The sequence below is a fragment of the Pseudomonas sp. P97.38 genome (genome assembly GCF_001269745.1).
In the GTDB taxonomy this organism is placed as follows: domain Bacteria; phylum Pseudomonadota; class Gammaproteobacteria; order Pseudomonadales; family Pseudomonadaceae; genus Aquipseudomonas; species Aquipseudomonas chlororaphis_E.
On sequence record NZ_LHVJ01000028.1, the window covers coordinates 254,628 to 266,113 of the forward strand.

9 protein-coding genes are annotated in these 11,486 nt (G+C 61.9%); 5 read left to right on the forward strand and 4 right to left on the reverse strand.

Annotated elements, in window-relative coordinates:
- Positions 1-4: 4 nt before the first annotated feature.
- Entirely contained in the window at positions 5-1,420 is a 1,416-nt protein-coding gene (locus tag AD664_RS24055) for an acetyl-CoA carboxylase biotin carboxylase subunit (RefSeq protein WP_042730028.1), read from the reverse strand.
- 187 nt (positions 1,421-1,607) lie between these two features.
- Between AD664_RS24055 and AD664_RS24060 the strand changes: the two genes are divergently transcribed.
- Complete coding sequence (locus tag AD664_RS24060; protein WP_047735410.1) at positions 1,608-2,570, forward strand: LysR family transcriptional regulator; 963 nt, start codon at positions 1,608-1,610, stop codon at positions 2,568-2,570.
- On the opposite strand, the gene AD664_RS27300 is transcribed toward AD664_RS24060, so the two are convergent.
- Together AD664_RS27300 and hexR are read right to left on the reverse strand one after the other, a co-directional pair.
- Positions 2,512-2,721 carry a PA3496 family putative envelope integrity protein gene (locus tag AD664_RS27300; RefSeq protein ID WP_018613928.1) on the reverse strand — a complete coding sequence of 70 codons (210 nt, stop codon included), beginning with the start codon at positions 2,719-2,721 and terminating at the stop codon, positions 2,512-2,514. The two genes, AD664_RS24060 and AD664_RS27300, sit on opposite strands and share 59 nt — an antisense overlap.
- 154 nt (positions 2,722-2,875) lie before the next feature.
- On the reverse strand, positions 2,876-3,742 hold the full coding sequence (gene hexR, locus AD664_RS24065; protein WP_003187110.1) for a transcriptional regulator HexR: 867 nt from the start codon (positions 3,740-3,742) through the stop codon (positions 2,876-2,878).
- A 391-nt stretch (positions 3,743-4,133) separates the two neighbouring features.
- Here hexR and AD664_RS24070 point away from each other — a divergent pair, with 391 nt between their 5' ends.
- Positions 4,134-4,448 (forward strand): hypothetical protein, encoded by a 315-nt coding sequence (locus tag AD664_RS24070; protein ID WP_053150484.1) that lies wholly within the window; start codon positions 4,134-4,136, stop codon positions 4,446-4,448.
- A gap of 62 nt (positions 4,449-4,510) precedes the next feature.
- On the opposite strand, the gene AD664_RS24075 is transcribed toward AD664_RS24070, so the two are convergent.
- The gene (locus tag AD664_RS24075) at positions 4,511-7,375 is read right to left on the reverse strand and encodes a bifunctional diguanylate cyclase/phosphodiesterase (protein ID WP_053150488.1); all 2,865 of its coding nucleotides are present in this window, start codon (positions 7,373-7,375) and stop codon (positions 4,511-4,513) included.
- 261 nt (positions 7,376-7,636) lie between these two features.
- On the opposite strand from AD664_RS24075, the gene uvrD reads away from it, so the two are divergent.
- The 3 genes from uvrD to AD664_RS24090 all read left to right on the forward strand — a co-directional run bounded on the left by uvrD (position 7,637) and on the right by AD664_RS24090 (position 11,482).
- Positions 7,637-9,817 carry a DNA helicase II gene (gene uvrD, locus AD664_RS24080; protein ID WP_053150493.1) on the forward strand — a complete coding sequence of 727 codons (2,181 nt, stop codon included), beginning with the start codon at positions 7,637-7,639 and terminating at the stop codon, positions 9,815-9,817.
- Between the two features lie 244 nt (positions 9,818-10,061).
- Positions 10,062-10,934 carry a Tim44 domain-containing protein gene (locus AD664_RS24085; RefSeq protein ID WP_053150497.1) on the forward strand — a complete coding sequence of 291 codons (873 nt, stop codon included), beginning with the start codon at positions 10,062-10,064 and terminating at the stop codon, positions 10,932-10,934.
- Positions 10,935-11,074: 140 nt separating this feature from the next.
- The gene (locus AD664_RS24090) at positions 11,075-11,482 is read left to right on the forward strand and encodes an SMI1/KNR4 family protein (RefSeq protein ID WP_042731763.1); all 408 of its coding nucleotides are present in this window, start codon (positions 11,075-11,077) and stop codon (positions 11,480-11,482) included.
- Positions 11,483-11,486: the final 4 nt, after the last annotated feature.

Here is an 11,486-nt window from a genome sequence, read left to right on the forward strand (position 1 = left end):
TTCCTTACAGGCCTGCGTGGGCGGCAATGGCGGCGGCGATGGCCAGGGCCAGCTCTTCGGGTTTGCGCTTGATCGAGTAGTTGGTCAGTTCAGGATGGCTTTCGACGAAGCTGGTATTGAACTGGCCGCTGCGGAATTCCGGATTGCGCAGGATCTCCTGGTAGTACGCCGCGGTGGTCTTGACCCCCTGCAGACGCATGTCATCCAGGGCCCGCAGGCCTCGGTCCATCGCCTCTTCCCAGGTCAATGCCCAGACCACCAGTTTCAGGCACATCGAATCGTAGAACGGCGGAATGGTGTAGCCGGTGTAGATCGCTGTGTCGGTGCGCACGCCGGGGCCGCCGGGGGCGTAGTAACGGGTGATCTTGCCGAAGCTGGGCAGGAAGTTGTTCTTCGGGTCCTCGGCGTTGATGCGAAACTGCAGCGCAAAGCCGCGGTGCTGGATGTCTTCCTGCTTGACCGACAGCGGCAACCCGGACGCGATGCGGATCTGCTCGCGCACGATGTCGATGCCGGTGATCTCTTCGGTGATGGTGTGTTCGACCTGCACCCGGGTGTTCATCTCCATGAAGTACACCTCGCCCTCGGCGAGCAGGAACTCCACGGTGCCGGCATTCTCGTAGCCCACGGCCTTGGCGGCGCGTACCGACAGGTCGCCGATATAGGCACGCTGCTCGGGGGTCAGTTGCGGGCTCGGGGCGATTTCGATCAGCTTCTGGTTGCGGCGCTGGATCGAGCAGTCACGCTCGAACAGGTGCACCACGTTGCCGAAGCTGTCACCGAGGATCTGCGCCTCGATGTGCTTGGGGTTGACGATGCACTTTTCCAGGAACACTTCCGCCGATCCGAACGCCTTGGTGGCTTCGGAGATCACCCGCGGGAACGCCTGTTCGAGTTCTTCGCGGCTGTTGCAACGACGGATACCGCGCCCGCCGCCACCGGACGTGGCCTTGAGCATCACCGGGTAACCGATGCGGTCTCCTTCGCTGAGCGCTTCCTCGATGCCCGACACGTTGCCTTCGGTGCCTGGCGTGACCGGCACACCGGCCTTGATCATGCTGCGGCGTGCTTCGGTCTTGTCGCCCATGCGGCGAATAACTTCCGCCGCCGGACCGATGAATTTGATTCCGCGTTCGGCGCAGATGTCTGCCAGTTCAGCGTTTTCCGAGAGAAAACCGTAGCCGGGGTGCAGCGCATCGCAGCCGGTTTCAACCGCCAGGTTCACCAACTTGCGCGGGTTGAGGTAACCGGCCAGCGGATCGGCGCCGATGCTGTGGGCCTCGTCCGCACGCTTGACGTGCAACGCATGGCGGTCTGCGTCGGAGTAGACCGCGACCGAGCGAATGCCCATCTCGGCGCAAGCGCGCACGATTCGGACGGCAATCTCACCACGGTTGGCGATCAGGATCTTTGTTATCAATTGGAGGTTCCCTTGAGCCGGTGATACCACGGCCTGGGTCCCAGGCCGACGCGTGACCAGATGTAACAATTGGTCGCAGCCCCACACTAGTCCCGGGCGTTGATTAACAAAAATGAATATTTATTGGGTCACGCATAAGCAAAGACTTATAGTTGCGCTATCTGCCTTGGCCCCGAGTGTTTAGAAAATGCGTAAGTCATTGATGCGTATGACATTGCGTCAGTTGCAGATTTTCAATGAGGTGTGCGACCTGAGGTCCTACAGCCGGGCTGCCGACGAAATGTCTCTCACACAACCGGCCGTCAGCCTACAGATTCGATCCCTGGAAGAGCTGATCGGCCAGCCGTTGTTCGAGTACGTCGGCAAAAAACTCTACATGACCGAAGCCGCCGAAGCCTTGCAACGCGCCAGCCGGGACATCTTCGGGCGCCTGGAAAACCTCGACATGCAGCTGTCGGACATGCAGGGTTCGCTGCAGGGCCAGTTGAAGCTGGCGGTGGAGTCCAGCGCCAAATACTTCGTGCCGCACCTGTTCGCCGCGTTCAAGCGCCAGCACCCGGAGGTCAACCTGAGCCTCACGGTGGTCAATCGCGGCCAGGTCATCCGGCGGCTTTCGGACAACCGCGACGACGTGGTGATCATGTCCATGGTGCCCCAGGACATGGGCCTGGAGTTCCTGCCGTTCCTCAACAACCCGATTGTCGCCGTCGCGCCCCCGGACCATCCGCTGTGCCACATGGGCCCGCTGCGCCTTCAGGACCTGGAGCCCTATACGCTGCTGCTGCGCGAGCCGGGCTCAGGCACGCGGCTGGCGTGCGAGGAATATTTCAAGGAAAAACGGGTGCATTTCACCCAGACGCTGGAGGTCGCTTCGGCCGAGGCTCAGCGCGAATGCGTGGTGGCCGGGCTGGGCGTGGCGCTGTTGACGCGCCACGCCGTGAGCCGGGAACTGTCGTCCGGCGCACTCGTCGAGCTGCCGGTGGAGGAACTGCCGCTGTACCGCAGTTGGTGCCTGGTGCAGGCCCGGGCTAAACGCCTGTCACCCGTGGCGCACGCCTTCCTGGCGTTCGTGCGCGGCGAACGCGCTCAGATCAGCGCCCTGGTTGAGCGTTTCGACGGGAAGCCGCCGGCGTTGCCTGCCAGTAATTGAATTCTGCGGCGTCAGGGAATTCGCTGATTTCAGCCAGGAGCTGGCGCTGTTCGTAGCGGTCTTCGATCGCACGACGAAACGCCATGCGGCGCTGGTCTTCTTGCTGACGACGGGTTTTGACGGCGCTGCGTTCTTCGTAGGACTGGGTCATATCGAGACTCCCAAGACGTATACGGGAGCTTTACGATGCAGGCACGGGATGACCGTTTGGCGGCGCGTGGATGACAGAACAATGAATTCGGAGCGACCACCGCCCTGTGGTGAGCACGCCTGCGCCTGGCCACAGAAGCTTCGGCCCTCAGAACTCAGTCATCCAGCGCCTTCACCGACTTGGGCGACAAACGCAGGCTGCGCAAACTGCGCTTCACGCTCTTGAGATGGTTGACCAGGCTCGGCCCGCGGGCCATGGCAACGCCCATCGCCAGCACGTCGATCACCACCAAGTGGGCGATACGCGAGGTCAACGGGGTGTAGATTTCGGTGTCTTCGTGCACGTCGATTGCCAGGTTCACCGTGGAGAGTTCCGCCAGGGGCGTCTGGCTCGGGCACAAGGTGATCAGCGAAGCGCCGCTCTCGCGCACCAGGTTGGCGGTGATCAGCAGGTCCTTGGAGCGTCCCGACTGCGAGATGCAGATAGCAACGTCGGTGGGTTTCAAGGTCACGGCCGACATCGCCTGCATGTGCGGATCGGAATAGGCCGCCGCCGTCAGCAGCAGCCGGAAAAATTTGTGCTGGGCATCGGCGGCTACCGCGCCTGACGCACCGAAGCCATAAAACTCCACGCGCTGGGCCTGGGACATCGCCGTGACGGCTTTCTGCAAGGCCACAGGGTCGAGCTTCTCGCGCACCTCCATCAAGGTGTGGAGGGTGGTGTCGAAGATTTTCAGGCTGTAGTCGGCGACCGAATCGTCTTCGTGGATCGCAAACTGGCCGAAGCTGGCACCGGCCGCGAGGCTTTGCGCCAGCTTCAGTTTCAGGTCCTGGAACCCCGAGCAGCCGATGGCCCGGCAGAAGCGCACGATGGTCGGTTCGCTGATGCCTACGCTGTGGGCAAGGTCTGCCATGGAGCTGTGCATGACGGCCGCAGGGTCGAGCAGCACGTGATCGGCGACCTTCAGCTCCGATTTGCGCAGCAGGTGGCGTGACTGGGCGATGTGTTGCAACAGGTTCAAAGGGCTGGACTCTTGTTATTGGCAGGTGCCGGGATGTAGCAAGCTTGTAGTTATACTACAAGAATTGGCTTTTTGCCTGCCCTAAACGTAACTGAATCACCGCGCTGCGCCTTGGTTTTAGCCGAAGATCCCCGATGTAGCCACCTGCGCGTGGCGCCGCGCGAGCGCTTGGCGGCGGTTCTGCCCGCCTCTGCGCTGCCGACCGTCGCTCACGCGATTAACGATCAACTGTCTAGTTGCAAGTTACTGTATTGGCCTGGAAGTTTACTGCGTCGATTAAAGCCTGAATAAATCAACTTACAAATGAAACAGCCTGGGTGATTTCTCATTCCTGGTCGGATGGTTATATTGAGCCCGCAGGAAGCCAATACATTCTCAAAGGAGTGACACCATGAACATTAAAACCAAAGATTGGACCGCACACATCAACCGCATGCCCGGCGACGCTTTCTTCCGCACCAACGGCACTGTCACCGTGCCCAACGCCGGCGTTATACCGAAGCTGGAACGCAGCCTGGTACAAGACAAGTCCTTCGATCTGCGCCTGGAGTTGAAACTTGAAACTTCTGACGGCATGCACTTGCAAGCCATTACCGACAAACCCGTCGAATATAAAGTCAGTGGCAACTCCAATGTAACCGGCGTCAGTATTTTCCACGAAGGCGAATTACTGCACCATATCGACAACGTTCTGATTACCGATTAAAAAACAGCGCTTCCTGACTTTCCACCGACTCAATAAGAGTCGGTGGAAAGTTCCCCGTACAATCAGTGCTGAGCCCTCAATAAGTCTCCAAGCCCTTGCGCCTCGATCGGCTGGCTGATCAGGTAGCCCTGCACCTCATCGCACCGCTCGTTCCTGAGAAACGCCAACTGGTCTTCCCGCTCCACACCCTCGGCCACTACCTTCAACGACAAGCCATGTGCCATGGCGATGATTGCTCGGGTGATCGCCGCATCTTCACTGCCCTCCCCCAACCCGCGAATGAAGGCCTGATCGATCTTCACGTAGTCCACGGGAATCCGCTTGAGGTAGCTCAAGGACGAATAGCCCGTGCCAAAGTCGTCGATCGCCAGCGTCACGCCCAGGTCGCGCAGTTGCTGGAACGTAGCGATGATATGTTCGACGCTGTCGAGCAATTGGCTCTCGGTCAGTTCCAGTTCCAGATACCGAGGCTCCAGCCCGGTTTCCTCCAGCACCTGCCGTACCAGGCTGACCAACTTGCCCTGGCGCAACTGATGCACCGACAGGTTGACCGATACCCTGATCGGCGCGAGCCCCTGGCGCTGCCATTCACACGCCTGCCAGCACGCCTGGCGCAACACGAACTCGCCAATCGGCCCGATCAGCCCGGTTTCCTCGGCCAGCCCGATGAAGTCGCCCGGCGGGACCCGCCCCATGGCCGGATGGTCCCAGCGCACCAACGCCTCCGCGGCATTCAGGCGGCCGGTGGCCAGGCACAATTTGGGTTGATAGAAGACCTTCAGTTGCTGCTCTTCAAGGGCCTTGCGCAGCTGGTTCTCCAACTGCAGGCGCTCCAGGGTGCTGGCCTGGAGGCTGTCGGTGTAGAACTGGAAGTTGTTGCCGCCCAAGTGCTTGGCATGTTGCATGGCCATGTTCGCCTGGCTGACCAGTGCGGAGACTTCCCGCGCATTGTCGGGCAGCAGGCTGATGCCAATGGACGCGCTGACCACCAGCTCATGGCCTTCGATGGTCAGCGGCAAGCGCAACTTGGCCGACAGCCGCGTGGCGACCCGCGCCAGGCTGGAGAGATTGCCATAGGCATCGAACAGCACGCCGAACTCATCGCCGGACAAGCGGGCAATGGTGTCGGCCTCGGGCAGCGCATTGATCAGACGCCGGGCCATTTTCTGCAGCAGTTGGTCGGCGATGTCGTGACCCAGGCTGTCGTTGAGCAGTTTGAAACGGTCCAGATCGATGTGCAGCAGCGCCAGGCTGCGCCGTCCACCCTGGCGTACCCGCTGATGCGCTTCCTGCAAGCGTTCGCGAAACAGTGAACGGTTCGCCAGTCCGGTCAATTCGTCGTAGTGGGTCAGGTAGCGCATCCGCTCTTCGGATTCGCGCCGCGCTGAAAGATCGGCAAAGAAGCCGACGATATGGCTGACATTGCCCCGGGCATCACGCACGACGTTCAACTGCAGCCACTGCGGATACAGCTCACCGTTGGCCCGCGCTTCCACCAGTTCGCCCTGCCAGGTGCCATGTTGCTTGAGCGACTGGCGGATGACCGGGTAGTGCCGGCGCGCGTCGCGACTGCATGGCAGATCCACCACATTGCGACCGAGTATGTCGTCGATGCTGAAGCCGGTCACCCGGGTGAAGGCCTGGTTCGCGGCCAGCAGCACGAAGCCCGGATCGAAAATCACGATGCCTTCGCTGGCGGCCTCGAACACCGTGGCCGCCAGTTGCCGCTGTTGCTCCTGCTCCTTGGTAGCGCTGATGTTTCGCCGCGTGCCGACCATGCGCAACACCCGACCGCCAGCGCTGCGCTCCACGGCCCGGCCACGGTCTTCGATCCAGACCCAGTGACCGTCGCCGTGGCGCACGCGGTACTCGATCTGGTAATCCTCGCTGCGGCCCTTGAGGTGCTCGACGAGGGCCCGCTTGAGGACCGGCAGGTCCTGGGGATGCAAGCGCGGGGTGAGATGGCTGAGCATTGCCGTGACGTACTCGGGCTCCAGGCCGAACAATTCCTTGAGCTGGGTGTGGTGGACTTCATCGGTTTGCAGGTTCCAGTCCCACAACCCCAGCTCACTGGCCTTGAGCGCGAGGGCCAGGCGCGCCTCGCTCTTGCTCAGGGCCTGGCTGGCCAGCTCCAGCTCGTGGCTGCGTTGCGCGACCCGTGCCTCCAGGCCAACCTGGGCGGCCCGCAATTTGTCTTCCGCCGTGCGCCGTTGCTCGACCTCGCGGGCCAGTGCCTCGTTGAGCTGCCCGCCGCGGGCTTGCGCCTGTTGCAAGTGCTCGATCAGCGCCTGGTTCTGGAACCGCCGCAGCAGGCCGTTCTGGATCAGCCGATTGACCTGCCAGGCCACGACACTCAGCGAGACCAGCACCACCAGTCCAAGCCAACCCCAGCCGTGCTGTTGCTCATCACCGCCCCAGAAGAGATAACCGATGGCCGGCAACAGGCAGGGCAAGGTAAATGACAGGTAGGCCGGGAGGCTCACCGCGTAGGCGACGCTGGCCGAGAGGGTGGCCGCGCCGATCAGGCCGAATACCCAGGCCTGCTGCTGGAAGCTGTCAGCCGGCACCAGCGCGATGCCAGCACCGGCCAGGGTCAGGCCGGTCATCGCCGAGCCCAGCAGGAACATGCGCAACCAGATCGGGTGGGCCTGGCGGCTGGGTATCGCCGAGTCGAACGCGGCGACCTGGATCACCCGCAACGCGACCAGCGACAGCAACCAGACCAGCCAGACGCTGACCAGGAAATAGCGCCGGGGCTCCCACAGCAGCGCGGCGCAGACCAGGCCATTGATCAACATGAACAGCGTAGGCAGCAGCGAGCCCTGGTACAGCAACCGTGTACGTTCTACCGCCATCTCCGTGGCGTACTGCTTGCGAATGACCCGCGGCTCCACACAAGGGCCCGCCAGATCGGAATTAAGGGTCATAGGCACTGTTCTTGTTCTTATTCAGAGGGCACGGAGAACCCGAAAACGAGCACCGAGCATACACAAGCCCGAGGCCATCCCACACTGCTCCAGCTCATAAAAATACGCAAAATACTCGCCTGTTCCTCACCCCGCGGCCTCTGCAAGCGAGCACTGACAACGGCTGCAGCCCATGACCAACCGGTCATCCTCAAACGATCTTTCATCGGCTCAGGCGAAGCGGAGTTTGCCCGGGGTGGCGCCGCACCCTAGAATGCCCTGATGCGCGATGATCTCTCCCTTCTGCTGAATTCCCTCAACGATGCCCAACGCCAGGCCGTAGCCGCCTCCGTGGGTCGTCAGTTGGTCCTGGCCGGTGCTGGCTCCGGTAAAACCCGAGTGCTGGTGCACCGTATCGCCTGGTTGATCCAGGTCGAAAACGCCTCGCCCCATTCGATCCTGTCGGTGACATTCACCAACAAGGCCGCGGCCGAGATGCGGCATCGCATCGAGCAGTTGATGGGCATCAACCCCGCCGGCATGTGGGTCGGCACCTTCCACGGCCTGGCGCACCGCTTGCTGCGGGCCCATTGGCAGGAAGCCGGCCTGAGCCAGACCTTCCAGATCCTCGACAGTGACGACCAGCAACGCCTGGTCAAACGCGTGATCCGCGAACTGGGCCTGGACGAGCAGCGCTGGCCGGCCCGCCAGGCGCAGTGGTTCATCAACGGCCAGAAGGACGAAGGCCTGCGCCCGCAACACATCCAGGCCAGCGGCGACCTGTTCCTGGCGACCATGCGCAGCATCTACGAAGCCTACGAGGCGGCCTGCCAGCGCGCCGGGGTCATCGACTTCTCCGAGTTGCTGCTGCGAGCGCTGGACCTGTGGCGTGATCATCCCGGCCTGCTGGAGCACTACCAGAAGCGTTTCCGCCATGTGCTGGTGGACGAGTTCCAGGACACCAACGCCGTGCAATACGCGTGGTTGCGCCTGCTCGCCAAGGGTGGCGACAGCCTGATGGTGGTGGGCGACGACGACCAGTCCATCTACGGCTGGCGCGGTGCCAAGATCGAGAACATCCACCAGTACTCGGCGGACTTCCCGGACGCCGAAGTCATCCGCCTGGAACAGAACTACCGCTCCACCGCCGGCATCCTCAAGGCCGCCAACGCCCTGATCGCCAATAACACCGGGCGCCTGGGCAAGGAACTGTGGACCGACGGCGGCGAAGGCGAGGCCATCAACCTCTATGCCGCCTTCAACGAACACGATGAAGCCCGCTATGTGGTGGAAACCATCGAGAGCGCCTTGAAAACCGGATTGGCGCGCAGCGACATCGCCATCCTGTACCGTTCCAACGCCCAGTCGCGGGTGTTGGAAGAGGCCTTGCTGCGCGAGCGGATCCCGTACCGCATCTATGGCGGCCAACGCTTCTTCGAACGCGCCGAAATCAAGAACGCCATGGCCTACCTGCGCCTGATCGAAGGCCGCGGCAACGACGCGGCCCTGGAGCGGGTGATCAACGTGCCGACGCGAGGCATTGGCGAGAAGACCGTCGAAGCGATTCGCGATCACGCACGCCGCAGCCATGTGTCCATGTGGGAAGCCATGCGCCATCTGGTGGCCAACAAGGGCGTCACTGGCCGCGCGGCCGGCGCGCTGAAGGCGTTCATGGACCTGATCGAAGACTTGGCCGCCAAGTGCGTGGAGATGCCGCTGCACCTGATGACCCAGACGGTGATCGAACAGTCCGGCCTGATCGCCTACCACGAAGCGGAAAAAGGCGAGAAAGGCCAGGCTCGGGTGGAAAACCTCGAGGAACTGGTCAGCGCGGCACGCAACTTCGAGAACACCGAGGAAGACGCGGAGCTATCGCCCCTGGCGGCGTTCCTCGGGCATGCGTCCCTGGAAGCCGGCGACACCCAGGCCGACGAGCACGAAGACAGCATCCAGTTGATGACCCTGCACAGCGCCAAGGGCCTGGAATTCCCCTACGTGTTCCTGGTGGGCATGGAGGAAGGCTTGTTTCCCCACAAGATGAGCCTGGAAGAACCCGGACGCCTGGAAGAGGAACGGCGTCTTGCCTACGTCGGCATCACCCGGGCCATGCAGAACCTGGTCATGACCTATGCCGAGACCCGACGCTTGTACGGCAGCGAGACCTACAACAAGGTGTCGCGCTTCGTACGTGAAGTGCCCAAGGGCCTGATCCAGGAAGTGCGCCTGTCCAACAGCGTCAGCCGGCCGTTCGGCGGCCAGTCGCAAGGCACCAGCAGCCTGTTCGGTGGCAGCGACATCCCGGAAACCGGCTTCAGCCTCGGCCAGGCCGTACGGCATTCGGTGTTCGGCGATGGGGTGATCCTCAACTTCGAAGGCGCCGGCGCCCAGGCCCGGGTGCAGGTGAACTTCAGCGAAGGCAGCAAATGGCTGATGCTGGGGTATGCCAAGCTCGAAGCGATCTGAACCGGCCACGAAGCGGGTCTGTTCCTGTAGGAGCGAGCAGGCTCGCTCCTACAGGAAGATTGCCTTCAGTTCTCCGACAGAACTTATGCATCTTTCCTACAGCCAAAAGCGAACAAGCCCTCTTGCGCGATTGAAGCTGAACCTCACCTGTCGCGCAAAAGCCCGAAACACTCTGCCGCTAGCCAGCACCACTTCACCTGTGCAACATGGCGCGTGTGCTATTCACAAATGGGAATGCCTTTATATGAAACGTTTTCTTAGCATCGCCATGGCGCTGTGCATTGGCCTGACGATGGCCATCGATGCCAACGCCGCCAAGCGCTTTGGCGGTGGTAAAAGCTCGGGGGCCGCTCCGACTCACCAAACCAGCCAGATGGCGCCTTCTTCGGCAGCCGGTTCCACGGCGGCCACCGCCGGTGCGGCCGGTGCCGCTGGCGCTGCCACCAAGGCCAGCGGCGCTTCGCGCTGGCTCGGCCCATTGGCCGGCATCGCCGCCGGTGGCCTGCTCGCCTCCATGTTCATGGGCGACGGCTTCCAGGGCATGCAGTTCTTCGACATCCTAATCATGGCGGTCATCGCTTTCCTGGTGTTCCGCTTCATCGCCGCCCGTCGTCGCAAGCAGCAGGAGCAGTTCGCTCCGGCCGGCGCGCCGATGCAGCGTGAAGTGTTCAACCAGCAACCCGCTGGTGGTTCGATCTTCGGTGGTTCGGCAGCGCCCGTGGCGGCCCGTCCGGTCATCAACGCCCCCGCCTGGTTCAACGAACAGCGTTTCGTCGAAGCCGCTCGCAACCACTTCCAGGCCTTGCAGGAGCACTGGGACGCGAACGAGATGGACAAGATCGCCGAGTTCGTGACCCCACAACTGCTGGAGTTCCTCAAGCGCGAGCGTGCCGAGTTGGGTGACGGCTTCCAGTCCACTCACATCGACAACCTGCACGTGCAGTTGGACGGCGTCGATGATCGTGCCGACAAGACCATCGCCACCCTGACCTTCAGCGGCGTGTCGAAAAACTCCCGCTTCGACCAAGGCGAAGCGTTCAGCGAAAGCTGGAACATGGAACGTGCCCAGGGCGATGACCAGCCTTGGCTGGTAGCCGGTATCCGCCAGAACAGTTGAACCTTGGCGCGTTTTGCATGTTGAAATAAAAGAACCCCGGCCCCGGCCGGGGTTTTCTATTTCGCGGTTGCATCTATAGCGAGCTACTGTATAAACCGCTCCATACAAAACCGCGCCATCGAGAAAGAGGATCCCCGGACGTGGAAGAAATCATCGAACAATTGCGTGAAGCCAACGAACCCGTGCCGGTTCCGCTGGAGTTGCCCGACGAAGACCTGCTGGTAGAGATCGAAGAGCAGCTGTTCATCGATATCCCGTTCGTCTTCAGGGAGTTTTTGCTGACCGTCAGCGATGTCGTCTACGGCAGCCTGGAGCCGGTCACCGTTACCGACCCACAGTCACACACCTACCTGCCGGAAGTGGCTGCCAACGCCTGGGACGCCGGCGTCGACCGCAGCCTGATTCCGATCTGCCAGGATGGCGACGATTACTACTGCGTCGAAGAAGACGGCACCGTGGTGCTGTGGCAAGCCGAAGAAGAACTGATCGCCGAGGAAACCTGGGAATCGGTCTGGCACTGGGCCCGGGACGTCTGGCTGGAAAGCTGATCGA

Coding starts and splice junctions, on each gene's coding strand:
- AD664_RS24075 (WP_053150488.1), bottom strand. CDS start 7,375: ATGACCCTTAATTCCGATCTGGCGGGCCCTTGTGTGGAGCCGCGGGTC.
- AD664_RS24085 (WP_053150497.1), top strand. CDS start 10,062: ATGAAACGTTTTCTTAGCATCGCCATGGCGCTGTGCATTGGCCTGACG.
- AD664_RS24060 (WP_047735410.1), top strand. CDS start 1,608: ATGCGTAAGTCATTGATGCGTATGACATTGCGTCAGTTGCAGATTTTC.
- AD664_RS27300 (WP_018613928.1), bottom strand. CDS start 2,721: ATGACCCAGTCCTACGAAGAACGCAGCGCCGTCAAAACCCGTCGTCAG.
- AD664_RS24070 (WP_053150484.1), top strand. CDS start 4,134: ATGAACATTAAAACCAAAGATTGGACCGCACACATCAACCGCATGCCC.
- uvrD (WP_053150493.1), top strand. CDS start 7,637: ATGCGCGATGATCTCTCCCTTCTGCTGAATTCCCTCAACGATGCCCAA.